Below are 20,278 nucleotides of genomic sequence, written 5' to 3' on the forward strand. Positions count from 1 at the left end.
GTTGTAGCTGATCTACCGCTATCGCGAGCAGGCTCACTCCTACAGGGTTTTGTGCTGTATTTAAAATCAGGGCTTGACCATTCAACTAGATGATAAGCATTATCATTCGCTTGAAATCGATCAGGTCCTCCCGTGAGTCAATCGCGCTTCAACCACGTCTTCCTCACCCAGCGCACATCCTTGCTGCGAACGCTGGAACGGATGGTCAACAATCACAGCACCGCTGAAGACCTGTTGCAGGAGACCTACCTGCGTGTGACGCGGGCGTTGAGCGAGCGGGCCATTGATCACCTCGAACCTTTTGTCTTCCAGACCGCACGCAATCTTGCGCTGGATCATTTGCGTGCGCGCAAGATCCATTCGCGGACCATGGTCGATGACGTGCCGCAGGATGTCGTGCACAGCATTGCCGCCCCCGCCAGCAGCGCCGAAGATGCCGCCCACGCCGAACAGATGCTGGAGCGCCTGAACGTGAGCCTCAGTCAACTCAGCCCCCGCCAGCAGCAGATTTTCATCCTCAGCCGTTTGCACGGGAACAGTTATCAGGAAATCGCCGACGAGCTGAATGTTTCCCTCAGCACCGTGCAGAAAGAACTGAAGCTGATCATGAGCATTTGTATCGGCGTCGCCGAACGACACGACAGCAGCGGCAAGCTGTAAGCTTCAAGCTCCAAGTAAAAACGAAAAGCAGTACACGCATCTGGCTTGCAGCTTGCAGCTTGACGCTAGAAACTGCTTCGCCAGAAGCCCGAGGAAACACCGTGACGGACACCCACCGCTCGCCTTCGCCGGATTCGGTGCAGGACGCTGCAAACGCAATGGACCAGGCTCTGGACTGGCTCATCGTGCTCGGCAGCCCGGACGAGGAGCAGACCCGGCAATTTCATGCCTGGCTGGCGGCCGATCCGTTGAATGCCGAAGCGTTCGCCAAGGCCCAGGCGATCTGGGATGGTCCGCAAGTCGCCCAATGCGCGCAAAGCCTGGCGGCCAAACCTGCGAAGGTCACTTTTCTCAAGCGTCTGCGTCCGCACTGGAAACCACTGGCCACTGCCGCCGTGCTGATCCTCGGTTTGTTCAGTTTCAGCAATTTGCCGATGCGCCTTCAGGCCGATCACCTCACGGTGGTTGGCGAGCGTCAGCGCCTGCAACTGGAGGACGGTTCGAAAGTCCTGCTCAATACCAATTCTGCATTCTCCAGCACCATCAACGATCAAAAACGTGTCGCGCGGCTGTACCAAGGCGAAGCGTTTTTCGAGATTGCCAGTGGCCGCAGCCAACCCTTGGAAATCGACGCCGGTCCGGTTCGCGCCAGCGTGCGCGATACCGCATTTGCCGTGCGTTATCTCGATGGCGTGGCGCAGGTCAACGTGCAGCGCGGCGATGTCGATCTGCAGGCGACGCATAACGACGCTCGCGTACGTCTGACGGCGGGTGAGAGTATTCGTATCGGCCCCAACGGTTTTGACCGCCCGGCCAAACTCGATGCCAACACGGACCTGGCCTGGGTCCAGGGCCGACTGGTGTTCGAGAACTGCCCGCTGAATCAGGTGCTGGCCGAATTGCGCCGCTACTACCCGGGCTGGATCATCAACAACAACGAGCAGTTGGCCGACGTCGCCGTAACCGGCAATTACCGTCTCGACCAGCCGCTCGACGTGGTCCGCTCCCTCGCTCAGATCACCTCGGCGCAACTGAAAGAATTCCCCGCCCTGGTCATCCTGAACTAAATGAGAATTATTTTTACTCGATAGCCAACGTTAGTACGTCTCGTTATAGCCAATGCAATTGATTCGCAACAAGCGAGTCAATCAGCACCTATAAAGATTCGTGCGACACGGAGCGCTATCGATGTCCTCACGCCTTACCCGCCAGACTTCTTCCCCTTCCCGCGTACTGTCGCTGCTGACAGCGGCCATCCTGATGGCGGGCACTGCGCCGCTGATGGCGGCCACCGAGCAACCGACGCGCAACATGGGCGATTACTCGTTCGCCATCGGCCAGCAGCCGCTGGTGTCGGCGCTCAATGCCTTCACCGCCGTGACCGGTTGGCAAGTCGGCTTGCCGGCAGAACTGGGTCAGGGCGTGTCGTCGCCGGGCGTGCGTGGCTCGCTGCCACCCGAAAAAGCCCTGGAGCGCCTGTTGGTGGGGACCAACCTGAGCTTCCGCAAAATCAGCAACAACAACGTCGTGCTGGAAAAGCGCAACGCCAGCGGCACGCTCAATCTGGATCAGGTGACCATCAGCGCCACCCGTCAGGAGCAGTCGGTCAACAGCGTGCCGGCCACCGTCACCGTGCAGACCCGTCAGGATCTGGACCGCAACAATGTCAACACCATCAAGGATCTGGTCCGCTACGAGCCGGGTGTGTCCGTCGGCGGCGCCGGTCAGCGTGGCGGCATCAGCGGCTATAACATTCGCGGCATCGACGGCGACCGCATCCTGACTCAGGTTGACGGCGTCGAAGTGCCGGACGGTTTCTTCAACGGCCCGTACGCCAAGACCCAGCGCAATTACGTTGACCCGGAAATCGTCAAACGCGTGGAAATTCTCCGTGGCCCGGCCTCGGTGCTGTACGGCAGCAACGCCATCGGCGGCGCCGTCAGCTACTACACCCTTGATGCCGACGACATCATCAAGCCGGGCAAAGACGTCGGTGCGCGCCTGAAAACCGGTTACAGCTCCGCCGATGACAGCTGGCTGAAGTCCGCCACCGTCGCCGGCCGTGCCGACCAGTTCGACGGCTTGCTGCACTACAGCCAGCGCGACGGTCACGAAACCGACTCCTACGGCAGCAACAATGGCACTGGCCTTGAACGCACCGCCGCCAACCCGGAAGACGTCAACGCCTACAACGTGCTGGCCAAGATCGGCTGGAACTACAACGACGATTCGCGTCTGGGCCTGACCTACGAAAAGTACAAGGATGATCGCGACACCGATCAGAAAAGCGCTTACGGCGGCCCGTACTTCAACGGCGCGCCGACCATCCCCAACAGCGTGCTGCCCGGCGGCATGTACCAGTGGCGCACCGGTAACGACACCATCACCCGTGAGCGTTTCGGCATCGAACACTCGTTCGCCCTCGACAGCCTGCTGGTCGACAACGTGAAGTGGAGCCTCAACCATCAGATCGCCAAGACCGACCAGAGCACCACCGAGTTCTACTACCCGATCACTCGTAAGGTGCTGCGTACTCGCGACACCATTTACGAAGAGAAACAATGGGTCTTCGATGCGCAACTGGACAAGGCGTTCGCCATTGGAAACACCGATCACGTACTGACTTACGGCACCACCATCAAGCAACAGAAAGTCACCGGTTCGCGCAGCGGCGACGGCACTTGCCTGGCCGTCGGTCGTGGCTGCACCGCCATTGGTGCGACCAGCACCGCTGACGTGTTGGCCAAGGCCACCGACTTCCCGGACCCGACTATCAACACCTACAGCGTGTTCGCTCAGGATCAGATCAGCTGGAACAACTGGACCTTCCTGCCGGGCCTGCGCTACGACTACACCCAGCTCAAGCCGCACATCACTCAGGAATTCCTCAACACCGTGGCGGCGGACGGCCAAGGCACGGTCAGCGACGAGAACAAGACCTGGCACAAAGTCTCGCCGAAATTCGGCCTGACCTACGCCCTGTCCGAGAATTACACCTGGTACGGTCAGTACGCCGAAGGCTTCCGCACCCCAACCGCGAAAGCCCTGTACGGTCGCTTCGAAAACACCACCACCGGCTACAGCGTGGCGCCGAACCCGGACCTCGAACCGGAAAAAAGCAAAAGCTATGAAACCGGTCTGCGCGGCAACTTCGAACACGGCTCGTTCGACGTGGCGGTGTTCTATAACAAGTATCGCGACTTCATCAACGAAGACGCTGTGACCCCGGGACGCAACGAGCTGACCTTCCAGTCGGCCAACATCAAGCACGCCACCATCAAGGGTGCGGAAGTCAAAGGTCGCCTGAACCTGGATGCGTTTGGCGCGCCGCAAGGCCTCTACACCCAAGGCTCGATTGCCTACGCCTACGGTCGCAACAACGACAACGGCGAGCCGATCAACAGCGTCAACCCGCTGACCGGCGTGTTCGGTCTGGGTTACGACCAGGACAACTACGGCGGCCTTCTGAGCTGGACCTTGGTGAAGAAAAAGGATCGCGTCGACGACACTAACTTCAAGTCGCCGGATGGCGTCAGCAGCCAATTCAAAACCCCAGGCTTCGGCATTCTTGATCTGGCCGGTTATTACAAAGTCACCGACGACGTCACCGTCAGCGGCGGCATCTACAACCTGACCGACAAGAAATACTGGCTCTGGGATGACGTGCGCGGTTACGACAGCGTCGGCGAAGCTTCGGTGACGCAACCGGCCAACCTCGATCGCCTGACCCAACCGGGCCGCAACTTCGCGATCAATCTGATCTGGGACATCTGATCCGGCCAACCTCACTGCGCGTGTTCAGGCACCGCGCCGTGAGGTTTTTTTACGCTTGCACGTCGCCTTGTTCGTCTCGTTATCAAGCGCCTCTTTTATCAAGGACATGTCATGACCACTTCGGAAAAAGCCCTGCGTTCACAACGCCTGAACCAGATCACCCACGAGCCGCACAACAAGCTCGACGCCCTGGTCAAAGCCCACGCGCCGTTCGAGACCCGCGCCAATTTCGCCCGTTTTGTCGTCGCGCAGTACCTGTTCCAGTCGGAACTGGTCGATCTGTATAACGACGCCGAACTGACCGCCATCGTCCCGGATCTGCCGGCCCGTTGCCGCGCCGAAGCGGCCAAGGCTGACCTCGCCGATCTCGACACTGAAGTACCGGCAGCGGTCGCAGGCGCAGTGAAAAATCCGAGCAAGGCTCGCGCACTGGGCTGGATCTTTGTCTCCGAAGGTTCGAAGCTCGGTGCGGCGTTCCTGATCAAACGCGCGGTGGCGCTGGAGCTGAGCGAAACCTTTGGCGCCCGTCACCTCGGCGAGCCTGAAGGTGGCCGTGCCGAAGGCTGGAAAAGCTTCGTGCGCACCCTCGATTCGCTGCAGTTCACTGCCGAGGAAGAAGCCGAAGTCGAGCAAGGCGCGATCGACGCGTTCAACCGCTTTACCGTGCTGCTGGAACAGGCTTACGCCACCGAAGCCGAACCTGCCTGATTCCCGACACACCACAAAACCCTGTGGGAGCTGGCTTGCCAGCGATGGCGGTATGTCAGTCAACTTTGTAGTCACTGATCGACCGCTATCGCTGGCAAGCCAGCTCCCACAGGGATCTTCACAAATCTGTAAGATCCCCATCTCGCCTCACAGCAATCCCGAGCCCATGCCGCAACCCGCCTCCTCGAAACTCGCCCGCGTGCTGTTCGGCCTCTTGGCCTACGTCAGCCTCGGCATCGGCCTGATCGCCATTGTCGTGCCCGGCCTGCCGACCACCGAGTTCATCCTTCTCGCCGCCTGGGCCGCGACTCGCAGCTCGCCGCGCCTGAGTGCCTGGCTGGAAAACCATCGTTTGTTCGGGCCGATCCTCAGCAACTGGCGCAACGGCAAGATCATCGCGCGCAAGGCCAAGGTCAGCGCGACGGTGAGCATGTTGCTCTGCGCAACCTTGATGCTGGTGATGCTCGACCACGGCTGGCCGGTCTATCTGGCGATTGCCGGGATGAGCCTGGGTAATCTGTGGATCTGGTCGCGACCGGAAGCCATCCCTGCTTGAACCCACAACGTCTTCACACTGAAACATCCCTGTAATTATTCGCTTTTTCAGCACTTTCTCCTGCGCAAACGTTTAGCGCTGACCGTCCGTCGGCACGCGCCTCATGACCTCTGCTTCCACGCCGATGAGCATTGAATGGCGCTGAATGGATTTGGCGAACCGGGTAGCTCCTGCCCGAATGCCACCCGTTTATTCATTCGCGAGATCGCCCCATGTTCGACGCTCTGTCCATTCGCCTGAAAATCGTCCTGCTCTCCGGTCTGTGCCTGCTCGGTGTGGTCGCGCTGATCGTCGGCATGAACATCTACCAGACCAACCAGAACGACGAACTGGTCAGTAACTCCAGCAATAAATTGCTCACCGCCAGTGTGCAAAATCTGTTGCAAGCCAAAGCCGCCGAACAAGCCGTGCGGGTGCAGAAAACCTTCGGCGAAAGCCTGACGGTGATCACGGCCGTGGCTGACCAGATCAAGGACATGCGCGTCATGGCCGCCAAGCGTTCGCTGGACGCCGGCGCCTTGCGTGAAGAGTTGAACCTGAGCCTGAAAACCGCCTTCGAGCGCAACGACAAAGTGCTCGGTATCTGGCTCGCCTTCGAACCCAACGGCCTCGACGGCAAGGACAGCGAATTCGCCAACGACGCCGCTCGCCAGTCCAACGAAGCCGGACGTTTGGCCACCTACTGGAGCCGCGCTGGCGGCGCCTCGCTGAACACCATCATGGTCGAAGAAGACCTGACCAAAACCACCCTCAGCGTCAGCGGCACGCCGTACAACAGCTGGTACACCTGCCCTCGCGATGCCAAGCGCACCTGCCTGCTCGACCCGTATGCCGACACTGTCGGTGGCAAGGAAATGCTCATGACGACCATTTCCGTCCCCCTGATCGTCGACGGTAAAGCCATCGGCGTGGTCGGTGTCGACATCGCCCTCGACGCCCTGCAAGCGGCGGCCGTGGATTCCCAGCGCAATCTGTTCAACAACGCCGGGCACATGCTGATCGTCTCTGGCAGCGGCGTGCTCGCTGCCGACAGTTCCGACGCGACCAAGGTCGGCAAGAAAATCAGCGACACCCTCGGCGCCGATGGCAAGGATGTGCTGCAACTGCTGACCTCCGGCACACCGAAGATTCTTGAACAAGGTGATTTGATTCGCGCCGTTTACCCAGTCGATCCAATTGGTAACTCGCGCGCCTGGGGCGTGGTCATCGACTTGCCGAAACAAGTACTGCTGGCTGACTCGGTCAAGCTGCAAGCGGTGCTCGATGATGCTCAGGAAACCGGTGTGATCACGGCGCTGCTGGTTGCTGTAGTCGCCGGTCTGGTTGGCCTGCTGCTGATCTGGCTGACCGCGTCCGGCGTCACCCGGCCGATCAACAGCGTCGCTGAGATGCTGAAGAACATCGCCAGCGGCGAAGGCGATCTGACCCAGCGCCTGAACTACAGCAAACAAGATGAACTGGGCGAACTGGTGAACTGGTTCAACCGTTTCCTCGACAAGCTGCAACCGACCATCGCGCAGATCAAACAGAGCATCACCGAAGCCCGTGGCACCGCCGACCAGTCTTCGGAAATCGCCCGCCAGACCAGTGAAGGCATGCAGGTGCAATTCCGCGAGATCGACCAGGTCGCCACCGCCTCCAACGAAATGAGCGCCACCGCCCACGACGTCGCCAACAGCGCCTCCAACGCGGCCAATGCCGCGAAAGGTGCCGATCAGTCGGCCAAGGACGGCATGTCGATCATCGAGCGCAGTACCCGCGACATCAATCAACTGGCCGACGAAGTCAGCAAAGCTGTGACCGAAGTTGAAGCGTTGGCAGTCAACAGCGAGCAGATCGGCTCGGTGCTGGAGGTGATACGCAGCATCGCCGAACAGACCAACCTGCTCGCCCTCAACGCAGCGATCGAAGCGGCTCGCGCCGGTGAGAGCGGCCGTGGTTTCGCCGTGGTTGCCGACGAGGTACGCAACCTCGCCAAGCGCACGCAGGATTCAGTGGAGGAAATCCGCATCGTCATCGAGCGCATTCAAACCGGCACCCGTGGCGTGGTCGCGACCATGCATTCGAGCCAGACCCAAGCGCACAACAACGCCGGGCAGATTCGTCAGGCGGTGGATGCGCTGGGCAAAATCAGCGACGCGGTGACGGTGATCAGTGACATGAACCTGCAGATTGCCAGTGCGGCTGAGCAGCAGAGTGCGGTGGCCGAAGAGGTCAATCGCAATGTCTCGGCGATTCGCACCGTTACCGAAACATTGACTGAACAAGCCACTGAGTCGGCGGCGATCAGCAGCCAGCTCAATGCCCTGGCCAGTCAGCAGATGAAGTTGATGGATCAGTTCCGCGTCTGACCCCGCCACTCAATCCACCACAAAACCTTGTGGGAGCTGGCTTGCCAGCGATGACGGCACATCAGTCAGTACATTGTTGACTGACACTCCGCTATCGCTGGCAAGCCAGCTCCCACAGGGTCAAGTGGCAACCCTGCAATCGGGGATTTCATCTGACCCGACATTCTTTTGCACTATCATCGCCCTCTCGCTCCGGAGGGCCTTCGATGACTGATTTACTCACGTCCATTCAAGCCGAACTCGGTTTGTCGCACACGCCGATTCCGTTCACCGACCGAGGCGCCCTGCCCTCGGCGTTCGCCGTCACTGAGCTTGCCTGCGCCAGCATCGCAGCGGCCGGTCAGACCGTCAGCGAATTGCTCCGGCAGCAGACCGGTCAGCGACCTGTCGTTGAAGTCGATCGTCGATTGGCCTCGTTCTGGTTCGCCACATCAATCCGTCCCATCGGCTGGCAAGTCCCGCCACTGTGGGACCCCGTCGCTGGCGATTATCAGACCCGCGATGGCTGGATCCGCCTGCACACCAATGCCCCGCATCACCGCGCCGCCGCTGAACGCGTGCTTGGTGCCTGCGCCGACCGTGGAGCGATGGCTGCCAAAGTCGCGCAATGGGCGAGTACGGATCTGGAGCAAGCGGTGGTCGAGGCCAAGGGTTGTGCCGCGCAAATGCGCAGTTGGGTGCAGTGGCAGACGCATCCGCAGGGGCTGGCGGTGAATGCCGAGCGGCTGGTGCATTTCATCGATTCGCCAGATGAAAACGCCCAACCATGGCAAGGCTCGGTGGCGCAACCGTTGGCCGGGATCAAGGTGCTGGATCTGACACGCGTGCTCGCCGGCCCCACCGCCAGCCGTTTTCTCGCTGGCCTTGGCGCCAACGTGTTGCGCATCGATTCCCCGACCTGGAATGAGCCTGGTGTCGTTCCGGAAATGACCCTCGGCAAACGTTGCGCGCGGCTGGATCTGCACGACCCGGCGGATCGTGCAGTTTTCGAGAATTTGTTGAAAGACGCCGACATTCTGCTGCACGGTTACCGTGCTGATGCCCTGGAGAATCTTGGTTTCGGCGTTGAGCGCCGTCGCCAAATCGCGCCGGGCCTGATCGACGTCGGCCTCAACGCCTACGGCTGGAACGGCCCGTGGCAGAACCGTCGAGGCTTTGACAGCCTGGTGCAGATGAGCAGCGGCATTGCCGAGGCCGGGCAGCACTGGCAGCAGGCAGACAAACCGACGCCGTTGCCGGTGCAGGCGCTGGATCATGCGACGGGGTATTTGCTGGCGGCGAGTGCGCTTCGACTGTTGACCGAGCGTTTGAACACGGGTCGCGGTGGCTCGGCGCGGTTGTCGCTGGCGCGGACGGCGAAGTTGTTGATCGAGCATGGGCCGGGGACAAGTGAGGCATTGCGGGCGGAAGATGAGCAGGATCAGGGTTCATTTCTGGAACAGACCCCGTGGGGCCTGGCGCATCGCTTGCAGGTGCCGGTGAAGATCAGCGGCACATCTATTCAATGGGCTTTGCCGGCTACGGAATTGGGTTCTCACCAACCACGGTGGGCTTAAAAAGCCCCTCACCCTAACCCTCTCCCTGAGGGAGAGGGGACTGATTGGGGGATATTGAAGAGACTCACCGACTTGAACGATTGGCGCTGAATCCATAATCGACTCGGGCTTTCAGGTCGATGGACAGCGCAAGTCACCTCGGTCGGCCCCTCTCCCTCAGGCAAAGGGGACTGATTGGGGGATATTAAAGAGACTCACCGACTTGTACGATTGGCGCTGAATCCATAATCGACTCGGGCTTTCAGGTCGGTGGATCGCGCAAGACACCTCGGTCGGCCCCTCTCCCTCAGGCAAAGGGGACTGATTGGGGGATATTCGAGAGATTCACCGACTTGTACGATTGGCGCTGAATCCATAATCGACTCGGTCTTGCAGGTCGATGGACAACGCAAAACACCTCGGTCGGCCCACTCTCTCAGATAGAGTGGGACTGATTCGGGGATACTGAAGAGATTCACCGACTTGAACGATTGGCGCTGAATCCATAATCGACTCGGGCTTTCAGGTCGATGGACAGCGCAAGACACCTCGGTCGGCCCCCTCTCCCTCCGGGAGAGGGCTGGGGTGAGGGCTGCAATTTCAGGCCGATCGATGATGTTTCAATCTGCCCGGCTCAAAGATGTCCACAAAAGCTGCGCCGCATACCCTCGATAAGGCCGCCAGGTCTCAGCGCGCAAAGCCAATTCCCGCGCTGTCGGCCGCTCGCCTTCCAGCACCTCCAGCGCTCGCAACAACCCGACATCGCCATGGGGAAACCCATCCATATCCTGCAACTGCCGCAACGCAATGTACTGCGCCGTCCACTCGCCAACCCCATGCAACGCCAACAACCGCGCCACGCCACCCTCGCGATTCGGCTCGAACAATGAAGGTTCTTCCAGCAACGCCTGCGCCACCCCCGACAGCGTCCGACCGCGACTCTTTGGCATGCCCAGCGCCGCCAGATCTGCCGCCGCCAATACGTGCGCCTCGGGAAATACATGCGTCAATCCGGGCACGGTGGAATCAAGCGGCGCGCCATATTGCGCCACTAGTTTCCCCGCCAGGCGAATCGCCGCAACCACGGTAATCTGCTGCCCGAGCACCGCGCGAAAGGCCAGTTCCAAGCCATCCCACGCCCCGGGAATCCGTAATCCCGGACGCTCGGCAATCAACCGCGCCAGCAACGGATCATTCGCCAGATGCGCATGCATCACCGCCAGATCCGTATCCAGATCAAACATCCGCCGCAACCTGACAACGATCTCGGGCACCACCAACGGATCAGGAAAATCCAGCTCAACGGCCAAGGCATTCCCTGCCTCAGGCCAAATTGAAACCGTGCCATGAAGCCCGTTCAAACCGATGCTGCGTGAATACACACCATCGACCACAACCTCCATCCCGACCACCGCCCGCGCCGCGAGAAACCCCAGCATCGCCGCCCAGTCATACGGCGGCCGATAATCAAGAAGCAACCTCACAACGACAGCACACCGCTGTACAACCCATACGCCGCCAGCCCCGCGCCGATAACCACGCAGGTAAAAATGCCCTTCTCGATATGGGTGAACAACGGCTCGCCCTGTTCATGCTTAGCCTTGGCAAACAAAATTACCCCCGGCGCATACAGCAACGCCGACAACAGCAAATACTTCACCCCACCGGCATACAGCAACCACACCGCATACCCCAGCGCGATGCCGCCGATCAGCAAATCCTTGGTGCGCTCTGCCGAGGCATGCTCATAGGTTTCGCCACGCCCGCTCAACAGCACTGCATAGGCCGCCGACCACAGGTACGGCACCAGAATCATCGACGACGCCAGATAAATCAGACTGGTGTAAGTGCCCGCCGAAAACAGCGTGATCAACAGGAAGATCTGGATCATCACGTTGGTCAGCCACAACGCATTGACCGGGACGTGATTCTTGTTTTCCTTTTTCAGGAACGCCGGCATGGTCTTGTCCTTCGCCGTGGCAAAGAGAATCTCCGCACACAGCAGCGCCCACGACAACAACGCGCCGAGCAGGGAAATCGCCAGGCCAATGCTGATCAACAAGGCGCCCCACGGCCCGACAATGTGCTCGAGCACCGCCGCCAGTGACGGGTTCTGCAAATTCGCCAGTTCCGGCTGGCTCATGATCCCCAGCGACAGCACGTTGACCAGCACCAGCAGCGCCAGCACGCCGATAAAACCGATCACCGTGGCGCGGCCGACGTCGCTGCGTTTCTCCGCCCGCGCCGAGTACACACTGGCACCTTCGATGCCGATGAACACGAACACCGTGACCAGCATCATGTTGCGCACCTGATCCATCACCCCGCCAAAGTTCGGGTTGCTGGTGCCCCAGATGTCGCGGGTAAAAATGTCAGCCTTGAATGCGACCGCCGCGATAACGATGAACATGATCAGCGGTACGACTTTGGCCACCGTGGTCAGTTGATTGATCAGCGCCGCCTCCTTGATCCCGCGCATCACCAGAAAATGCACGGCCCACAGCAGCACCGACGCGCAGCCAATAGCGATTGGCGTGTTGCCCTGACCGAACACCGGAAAGAAATAACCGAGGGTGCTGAACAGCAGGACGAAATAACCGACGTTGCCCAGCCAGGCGCTAATCCAGTAGCCCCAAGCCGACGAGAAGCCCATGTAGTCGCCAAACCCGGCCTTGGCGTAGGCGTATACGCCGGAATCCAGCTCGGGTTTGCGATTGGCCAGGGTCTGAAAGACGAACGCCAGCGTCAGCATGCCGATCGCGGTAATCCCCCAACCGATCAGGATCGCCCCGGCGTCGGCGCGTGCCGCCATGTTCTGCGGCAGCGAGAAAATCCCCCCACCAATCATCGAACCCACCACCAGGGCGATCAACGCGCCTAATCGCAGCTTTTGGGTCGGTTGCGACATTTCAGTTTCCCTTTGAAGTGTGGTGAGCGTGCATTTGTAACAACGATTAACTAAACGGATAAAGGTAGATGACGTTTATCAGGTAACGCCAATTAACGCCTGTTTATATATAGCGGATGACGCTAACGCCTAGCACGTTAAGACAGTTTTGTGCGCTGATCCCGATAAATCAATTCTGTACTGAAAACAGAGGCGGAAAATTTGCCAAAAGCTGAAAAAGAACTAGCGTGATAATTCGAAAGTAATAATAGCCATTCCCAAAGATGTAGCCACAACGCCTCTAGGACGGGCCTTGCGGGCAGGAGCTTTATGCCTTCATCCGAAGCCTAAGTCATTCATTAACAATGGAATGTGACCATGCACTGATCTAAGTCAGCTGTTTGAACAGACAACAGAACTACGCTGTGATCTCTTCTCTCCTGCAATGGAGTCATGCAAATGTCTGAAGCTCCCGGAAAACTACGACTAGGTGCACTGGTTGCATTGGTAGTCGGTTCAATGATCGGTGGCGGGATATTCTCCTTGCCTCAAAACATGGCCGCCAGCGCCGACGTCGGTGCGGTACTTATCGGTTGGGCCATCACCGCTGTCGGCATGCTCACCCTCGCTTTTGTCTTCCAGACCCTCGCCAATCGCAAGCCTGACCTGGACGGCGGCGTCTACGCCTACGCCAAGGCCGGATTCGGCGATTACATGGGTTTCTCGTCCGCTTGGGGTTACTGGATCAGCGCCTGGCTGGGTAACGTCGGTTACTTCGTTCTGCTGTTCAGCACCCTCGGCTATTTCTTTCCGATTTTCGGTGAGGGCAACACCGTTGCTGCGGTGATTGGCGCCTCGGTGCTGCTGTGGGCCGTGCACTTTCTGGTGCTGCGCGGGATCAAGGAAGCGGCGTTCATCAACCTGGTGACCACGGTCGCCAAGGTCGTACCGCTGCTGCTGTTCGTGTTGATCGCGGTGTTCGCTTTCAGACTGGACATCTTCACCGCCGACATCTGGGGCATCAAAAATCCGGATCTGGGCAGTGTGATGAACCAGGTGCGCAACATGATGCTGGTCACCGTGTGGGTGTTCATCGGTATCGAGGGTGCAAGCATCTTCTCGGCACGGGCGGAGAAACGCTCGGACGTCGGTAAAGCCACCGTGATCGGCTTCATCACCGTGCTGCTGTTTCTGGTGCTGGTGAACGTGCTGTCGCTGGGCATCATGACCCAACCGGAACTGGCGAAACTGCAGAACCCGTCGATGGCCGCCGTGCTTGAGCATGTGGTCGGTCACTGGGGTGCGGTGCTGATCAGCGTCGGTCTGATCATCTCCTTGCTGGGGGCGTTGCTGTCGTGGGTGCTGCTGTGTGCGGAGATCATGTTCGCCGCCGCCAAAGACCACACCATGCCGGAGTTCCTGCGTAAGGAAAACGCCAACCACGTACCGGTCAACGCCCTGTGGCTGACCAACGCGATGGTGCAGATTTTCCTGATCATCACGCTGTTCTCGGCCAGCACTTACCTGTCGCTGATCTACCTCGCCACCTCGATGATCCTGGTGCCGTACCTGTGGTCGGCGGCCTACGCCCTGCTGCTGGCGGTGCGCGGTGAAAGTTACGAAGGCTTCGCGGCCGAACGGCGCAAGGATCTGATTATCGGCGGCATCGCCCTGATCTATGCGGTGTGGCTGCTGTATGCCGGCGGGGTCAAGTACTTGCTGCTCTCGGCCCTGCTCTACGCACCCGGCGCGATCCTGTTCGCCAAGGCCAAGCTGGAACTCAAACAACCGATTTTCACTAACGTCGAGAAGTTGATTTTCGCCGCAGTGGTCGTGGGTGCCCTGGTGGCTGCCTACGGTCTCTACGACGGCTTCCTGACTCTGTAATCCCTGATTGTTTTGTTATCTGGAGGATCTGAAATGACCACGGAAAAAGTTAAGTACGGCGTCCACTCCGAAGCCGGTAAACTGCGCAAAGTCATGGTGTGCTCCCCAGGTCTGGCCCATCAGCGGCTGACCCCGAACAACTGCGATGAACTGCTGTTCGACGACGTGCTCTGGGTGGCCCAGGCCAAGCGCGACCACTTCGACTTCGTCACCAAAATGCGTGAGCGCGGCATCGACGTGCTGGAAATGCACAACCTGCTGACCGACATCGTTGCCATCCCGGAAGCACTGGACTGGATTCTCGAGCGCAAGGTCACCGCCGACTCGGTGGGCCTGGGCCTGATCAACGAAGTCAAATCCTGGCTGAAAAGCCTTGAGCCACGGCACATCGCCGAATTCCTGATTGGCGGCGTGTCCGCCGATGATCTGCCGGACAGTTTCGGCGGCAAGACCATCCAGATGTTCCGCGACTTCCTCGGCCACTCCAGCTTCATTCTGCCGCCGCTGCCGAACACCCAGTTCACCCGCGACACCACTTGCTGGATCTACGGTGGCGTGACTCTGAACCCGATGTACTGGCCAGCGCGTCGTCAGGAAACCCTGCTGACCACCGCCATCTACAAATTCCACCCGCAGTTCACCAATGCCGATTTCGAGATCTGGTACGGCGACCCGGACAAGGATCACGGCAGCTCTACCCTTGAGGGCGGCGACGTGATGCCGATCGGTAACGGCGTGGTGTTGATCGGCATGGGCGAACGCTCATCGCGTCAGGCCATCGGTCAACTGGCGCTGAACCTGTTCAAGAACAAAGCCGTGGAAAAAGTCATCGTTGCCGGCCTGCCGAAGTCCCGCGCGGCGATGCACCTGGACACCGTGTTCAGCTTCTGCGACCGCGACCTGGTGACAATTTTCCCGGAAGTGGTGAACCAGATCGTCGCCTTCACCCTGCGACCAGACGAAAGCAAACAGGGCGGCATCGACATCCGCCGCGAAGAAGGCACCTTCCTCGACACCGTGGCCAAAGCCCTCAACCTGCCGAAGTTGCGCGTGGTGGAAACCGGCGGCAACAGCTTCGCCGCCGAACGCGAGCAATGGGACGACGGCAACAACGTGGTGGCTGTGGAGCCGGGCGTGGTCATCGGCTACGACCGCAACACCTACACCAACACCCTGCTGCGCAAGGCCGGCGTGGAAGTCATCACCATCAGCGCCGGTGAACTGGGCCGAGGCCGTGGCGGTGGCCACTGCATGACCTGCCCGATCATCCGCGACCCGATCGATTACTAAACGACCATCTCCCCGGCCGCACACACCCCGTAGCGGCCGGGCCGATTACCGAATCCAAGGAGAATCATCATGGCGTTCAACATTCACAACCGTAACCTGCTCAGCCTCGAACACCACACTCCACGTGAGCTGCGTTACCTGCTCGACCTGTCCCGCGATCTGAAGCGCGCCAAGTACACCGGCACCGAGCAACAACACCTGAAGGGCAACAACATCGCCCTGATCTTCGAAAAAACCTCGACCCGTACCCGTTGCGCGTTCGAAGTGGCGGCCTATGACCAAGGCGCCAACGTCACCTACATCGACCCGAACTCGTCGCAGATCGGCCACAAAGAAAGCATGAAAGACACCGCCCGCGTGCTGGGGCGCATGTACGACGCCATCGAATACCGTGGCTTCAAACAGGAAATCGTCGAAGAGCTGGCCAAGTTCGCCGGTGTGCCTGTGTTCAACGGCCTGACCGATGAATATCACCCGACTCAGATGATCGCCGACGTGCTGACCATGCGTGAACACGCCGACAAGCCGATCCATGAAATCAGCTACGCCTACCTCGGCGATGCGCGCAACAACATGGGCAACTCGCTGCTGCTGGTCGGCGCCAAACTCGGCATGGACGTGCGTATCTGTGCGCCGAAAGCGCTGTGGCCACTGGATGATCTGGTCGAGCGTTGCCACAAATATGCGGAAGAAAGTGGCGCACGTATCACCCTGACTGAAGACCCGAAAGCCGCCGTCAAAGGCGTCGACTTCATCCACACCGACGTTTGGGTGTCGATGGGCGAGCCGGTGGAAGCCTGGGCCGAGCGTATCCAGCAACTGCTGCCGTACCAGGTCAACGCCGAACTGATGAAAGCCAGCGGCAACCCGCGCACCAAGTTCATGCACTGCCTGCCGGCGTTCCACAACAGCGATACCAAGGTCGGCAAACAGATTGCCGAGCAGTATCCGCACCTGAAAAACGGCATCGAAGTGACCGACGACGTGTTCGAGTCGCCAGCCTGCATCGCCTTCGAGCAAGCGGAAAACCGCATGCACACGATCAAGGCGATTCTGGTCTCGACCCTGGCTGATCTGTAACCACTGCTGATCCATGATCGTTCCCACGCTCCTGCGTGGGAATGCATCCCGTGACGCTCTGCGTCACAGCGGACGCGGAGCGTCCGTGGCGGCATTCCCACGCAGAGCGTGGGAACGATCAACACGAAAAGGACATGCATTATGCGTATCGTCGTAGCGCTGGGCGGTAACGCCCTGCTCCGCCGTGGTGAACCGATGACCGCTGACAATCAGCGCGCCAACATCCGCATCGCCACCGAGCAAATCGCCAAGATCCATCCCGGCAACCAACTGGTCATCGCCCACGGCAATGGCCCGCAAGTCGGCCTGTTGTCGCTGCAAGCGGCGGCCTACACCTCTGTCACCCCTTACCCGCTGGACGTGCTCGGTGCCGAAACCGAAGGCATGATCGGCTACATCATCGAACAGGAACTGGGCAACCTGCTCGACTTCGAAGTGCCGTTCGCCACCCTGCTGACCCAGGTTGAAGTCGACGCCAAGGATCCGGCCTTCCAGAACCCGACCAAGCCGATCGGCCCGGTCTACGACAAGGCTGAAGCAGAAAAACTCGCCGCCGAAAAAGGCTGGGCGATTGCCCCGGACGGCGACAAGTTCCGCCGCGTGGTCGCCAGCCCACGGCCAAAACGCATCTTCGAAATCCGCCCGATCAAGTGGCTGCTGGACAAGGGCAGCATCGTCATCTGCGCCGGTGGCGGCGGGATTCCGACCATGTACGACGAGAACCGTAACCTCAAGGGCATCGAGGCGGTGATCGACAAGGACCTGTGCTCGTCGCTGCTCGCCGAGCAACTGGAAGCCGACTTGCTGGTAATCGCCACGGACGTCAACGCGGCGTTCATCGATTACGGCAAGCCGACGCAGAAAGCCATTGCCGAAGCGCACCCGGATGAGCTGGAACGCCTCGGCTTCGCCGCCGGCTCGATGGGGCCGAAGGTGCAGGCAGCCTGCGAATTTGCACGCCATACTGGCAAGGTCGCGGTGATCGGTTCGCTGGCGGACATCGAAGCGATTGTCCAGGGCACTGCCGGTACTCGCGTGACCACTGCGAAGCCCGGCATCACTTACCGATAATTAGAAACTCCGGGGGCAGGCCCGAGGTCTGCCCTTCTCCCATGCCTTGAAAGGAGAAAACCATGGCCCAGTTTGAACCCGGTCATTTGCATATTGAGCGGCACGCGTTGACGCCGGATGACGTCAGTTACAACGTGCACCTCGACTATGAAGTGTTCAGCGATCCGCAAAAAGGCAAAGGCATCCAGTTCACGATGCATGGCAACCTTCAGGGCAAGGACATGAAAGAGACCTTCTTCCTGCCCAAAGAGGAGGCCTACAACTTTGCCAACAATGTGACGAAAATCGCCGAGAAGTACGGCATTCCCAAGACGCACAGCCAGATCGGCTCGGTTCACAAGCATTACGACATGATGTTTGAAGACATCCGCAAGCAACTTGATATGAAGTCCGGCGACCCGGTCAATCTTGAGCATTTCGAATAACCCGCAAAAGCCCCTCACCCTAGCCCTCTCCCAAAGGGAGAGGGGACTGATTGGGGGATGCTCTAGAGTTACACCGACCTGACCTTGCTTTACCGAATCCATAATCGACTGGTTCTTTCAGGTCGATGTCAAACCTCAGACACCTCGGTCAGCCCCCTCTCCCTCCGGGAGGGGGCTGGGGTGAGGGGACTGATTGGGAGATGCTTCGGAGTTACGCCGACCTGAACTCGCTTTACCGAATCCATAATCGACTGGTTCTTTCAGGTCGATGTCAAACCTCAGACACCTCGGTCGGCCCCCTCTCCCCCTGGAAGAGGGCTGGGCGGGCGGCGTTTCCGATGAGGGTGTTTTTGATTTAAGGCATACTTGCCACCCTCCGCACTGCAGATCACTGAACCGCCCCATGCGTATCCACGTCAGCTTCATCGACCGCGTCGGCATCACCCAGGAAGTCCTGGCTATCCTCGGTGGGCGCAATCTCAATCTGGATGCGGTGGAGATGATCCCGCCCAACGTCTACATCGATGCCCCGACCTTGAGCCCGCAAGTGCTCGAGGAGCTTAAAGATGCGCTGTTCCGCGTGCTCGGCGTCGAGGCTGTGACCGTGGTCGACATCCTCCCCGGCCAGCGTCGGCATTTGCAGCTCGATGCGTTGCTGGCGGCGATGACCGACCCGGTGCTCGCCCTCGACAGTGCCGGCAAGGTGCTGCTGGCCAACCCGGCGTTGATCGCGCTGTACGGTCGCGAACCGGCCGGCGAGAGTGTCGCGGAACTGTTCAATGATCCCGCGCTGCTCGACACCTTGCTCGAACATGGCTTCCGTCTGCCGCTGCGCGAGATCACCGTCAACGGCCAGACTTTGCTGCTCGACGCCACGCCGATCACTGACGCCGGCGCCCTGCTGACCTTGTATCAACCGAACCGTATCGGCGAACAACTCTCGGCACTGCACCATGACCACGCCGAAGGTTTCGATGCGCTGCTCGGCGAGTCCCCGGCGATTCGTACGCTCAAGGCCCGCGCGCAAAGAGTCGCCGCTCTTGATGCACCGCTGTTGATTCAAGGCGAAACCGGCACCGGTAAAGAACTGGTCGCCCGCGCCTGCCACGCCATCAGCGCGCGACACAGTGCACCGTTTCTGGCCCTCAACTGCGCGGCCCTACCGGAGAACCTCGCCGAAAGCGAACTGTTCGGCTACGCCCCCGGAGCCTTTACCGGCGCGGCGCGCGGCGGTAAACCCGGGCTGATGGAACTGGCCAACCAGGGCACGGTGTTTCTCGATGAGATCGGCGAGATGTCGCCGTACTTGCAGGCCAAGCTGCTGCGTTTCTTGAACGACGGCAGCTTCCGCCGCGTGGGCGGTGATCGCGAAGTGAAGGTCAACGTGCGCATCCTCAGCGCGACCCACCGCGATCTGGAAAAAATGGTCAGCGAAGGCTTGTTCCGCGAAGACCTGTTTTATCGCCTCAACGTGCTCAACGTAGAAGTGCCACCGCTGCGTGAACGCGGGCAAGACATTTTGCTATTGGCGCGGTATTTCATGCAGCAAGCCTGCGCGCAGATCCAGCGCCCGGTCTGCCGTCTCGCCCCAGGAACTTACCCGGCGCTGCTCGGCAATCGCTGGCCGGGCAATGTGCGGCAATTGCAGAACGTGATTTTCCGCGCGGCGGCGATTTGCGAGAGTAGCCTGGTGGATATTGGCGATCTCGACATTGCTGGCACCTCGGTGGCGCGGCAAACCGACAGCGATGTCGACAGCCTCGAGCAAGCGGTCGAAGCTTTTGAGCGTTCCCTGCTGGAAAAACTCTACGTCAGCTACCCCTCGACCCGCCAACTGGCCAGCCGCCTGCAAACTTCGCACACGGCCATTGCCCATCGCCTGCGCAAATACGGCATCCCCAACAAACCCTGAAAACACCACAAATTCACCTGCGGGAAATACCCCCCTGCTCGCGAAAGCGGTATATCAGCAGAATCATTAGTGACTGACACACCCTCTTCGCGAGCAGGCTCGCTCCCACAGGGTTAGAGGGTGATTTCGAAATCGCGTCAAA

14 protein-coding genes and 2 pseudogenes are annotated in these 20,278 nt (G+C 59.8%); 14 read left to right on the forward strand and 2 right to left on the reverse strand.

From position 1 onward, the window contains the following. Nucleotides 1-132: 132 nt before the first annotated feature. The 8 genes and pseudogenes from CKW26_RS08110 to CKW26_RS08140 all read left to right on the forward strand — a co-directional run bounded on the left by CKW26_RS08110 (nucleotide 133) and on the right by CKW26_RS08140 (nucleotide 9,605). A complete protein-coding gene (locus CKW26_RS08110; protein ID WP_064391734.1) occupies nucleotides 133-660 on the forward strand; it encodes an RNA polymerase sigma factor in 528 nt (175 codons plus the stop codon). A 101-nt stretch (nucleotides 661-761) separates the two neighbouring features. Next, on the forward strand, nucleotides 762-1,727 hold the full coding sequence (locus tag CKW26_RS08115; protein ID WP_095048194.1) for a FecR domain-containing protein: 966 nt from the start codon (nucleotides 762-764) through the stop codon (nucleotides 1,725-1,727). Nucleotides 1,728-1,848: 121 nt separating this feature from the next. After that, entirely contained in the window at nucleotides 1,849-4,434 is a 2,586-nt protein-coding gene (locus CKW26_RS08120) for a TonB-dependent receptor (RefSeq protein ID WP_095048195.1), read from the forward strand. Between the two features lie 111 nt (nucleotides 4,435-4,545). Further along, nucleotides 4,546-5,142: a biliverdin-producing heme oxygenase gene (locus tag CKW26_RS08125; protein WP_095048196.1), complete on the forward strand. Its 597-nt coding sequence runs from the start codon at nucleotides 4,546-4,548 to the stop codon at nucleotides 5,140-5,142. A 166-nt stretch (nucleotides 5,143-5,308) separates the two neighbouring features. Beyond that, nucleotides 5,309-5,698: a YbaN family protein gene (locus CKW26_RS08130; RefSeq protein ID WP_095048197.1), complete on the forward strand. Its 390-nt coding sequence runs from the start codon at nucleotides 5,309-5,311 to the stop codon at nucleotides 5,696-5,698. Between the two features lie 485 nt (nucleotides 5,699-6,183). Then, nucleotides 6,184-7,143 (forward strand): annotated as a pseudogene (locus tag CKW26_RS30475) (chemotaxis protein); the annotation flags it as partial. Nucleotides 7,144-7,521: 378 nt separating this feature from the next. After that, nucleotides 7,522-8,049: pseudogene (locus tag CKW26_RS30480) on the forward strand (methyl-accepting chemotaxis protein); the annotation flags it as partial. Nucleotides 8,050-8,255: 206 nt separating this feature from the next. Further along, entirely contained in the window at nucleotides 8,256-9,605 is a 1,350-nt protein-coding gene (locus tag CKW26_RS08140; protein ID WP_095048199.1) for a CoA transferase, read from the forward strand. 599 nt (nucleotides 9,606-10,204) lie between these two features. On the opposite strand, the gene CKW26_RS08145 is transcribed toward CKW26_RS08140, so the two are convergent. Beyond that, a complete protein-coding gene (locus CKW26_RS08145; protein WP_095048200.1) occupies nucleotides 10,205-11,068 on the reverse strand; it encodes a DNA-3-methyladenine glycosylase in 864 nt (287 codons plus the stop codon). After that, nucleotides 11,065-12,492, reverse strand: coding sequence for an arginine-ornithine antiporter (gene arcD / locus CKW26_RS08150; protein ID WP_095048201.1), 1,428 nt, complete (start codon nucleotides 12,490-12,492; stop codon nucleotides 11,065-11,067). The genes CKW26_RS08145 and arcD (CKW26_RS08150) overlap by 4 nt, the downstream gene beginning before the upstream one ends. A gap of 438 nt (nucleotides 12,493-12,930) precedes the next feature. Between arcD (CKW26_RS08150) and arcD (CKW26_RS08155) the strand changes: the two genes are divergently transcribed. The 6 genes from arcD (CKW26_RS08155) to CKW26_RS08180 all read left to right on the forward strand — a co-directional run bounded on the left by arcD (CKW26_RS08155) (nucleotide 12,931) and on the right by CKW26_RS08180 (nucleotide 20,136). After that, on the forward strand, nucleotides 12,931-14,358 hold the full coding sequence (arcD, locus tag CKW26_RS08155) for an arginine-ornithine antiporter (RefSeq protein WP_095048202.1): 1,428 nt from the start codon (nucleotides 12,931-12,933) through the stop codon (nucleotides 14,356-14,358). Nucleotides 14,359-14,391: 33 nt separating this feature from the next. Continuing rightward, complete coding sequence (gene arcA / locus CKW26_RS08160; protein WP_095048203.1) at nucleotides 14,392-15,648, forward strand: arginine deiminase; 1,257 nt, start codon at nucleotides 14,392-14,394, stop codon at nucleotides 15,646-15,648. Nucleotides 15,649-15,717: 69 nt separating this feature from the next. Continuing rightward, entirely contained in the window at nucleotides 15,718-16,728 is a 1,011-nt protein-coding gene (locus CKW26_RS08165) for an ornithine carbamoyltransferase (RefSeq protein ID WP_008086805.1), read from the forward strand. 141 nt (nucleotides 16,729-16,869) lie between these two features. After that, nucleotides 16,870-17,799: a carbamate kinase gene (gene arcC / locus CKW26_RS08170; RefSeq protein WP_034153407.1), complete on the forward strand. Its 930-nt coding sequence runs from the start codon at nucleotides 16,870-16,872 to the stop codon at nucleotides 17,797-17,799. 62 nt (nucleotides 17,800-17,861) lie between these two features. Continuing rightward, complete coding sequence (locus CKW26_RS08175; RefSeq protein ID WP_095048204.1) at nucleotides 17,862-18,224, forward strand: DUF5064 family protein; 363 nt, start codon at nucleotides 17,862-17,864, stop codon at nucleotides 18,222-18,224. A gap of 403 nt (nucleotides 18,225-18,627) precedes the next feature. Beyond that, on the forward strand, nucleotides 18,628-20,136 hold the full coding sequence (locus CKW26_RS08180; RefSeq protein WP_007908048.1) for a sigma-54-dependent transcriptional regulator: 1,509 nt from the start codon (nucleotides 18,628-18,630) through the stop codon (nucleotides 20,134-20,136). Nucleotides 20,137-20,278: the final 142 nt, after the last annotated feature.

The sequence above is a fragment of the Pseudomonas sp. Irchel s3h9 genome (assembly GCF_900187475.1).
Taxonomy (GTDB): domain Bacteria; phylum Pseudomonadota; class Gammaproteobacteria; order Pseudomonadales; family Pseudomonadaceae; genus Aquipseudomonas; species Aquipseudomonas neuropathica.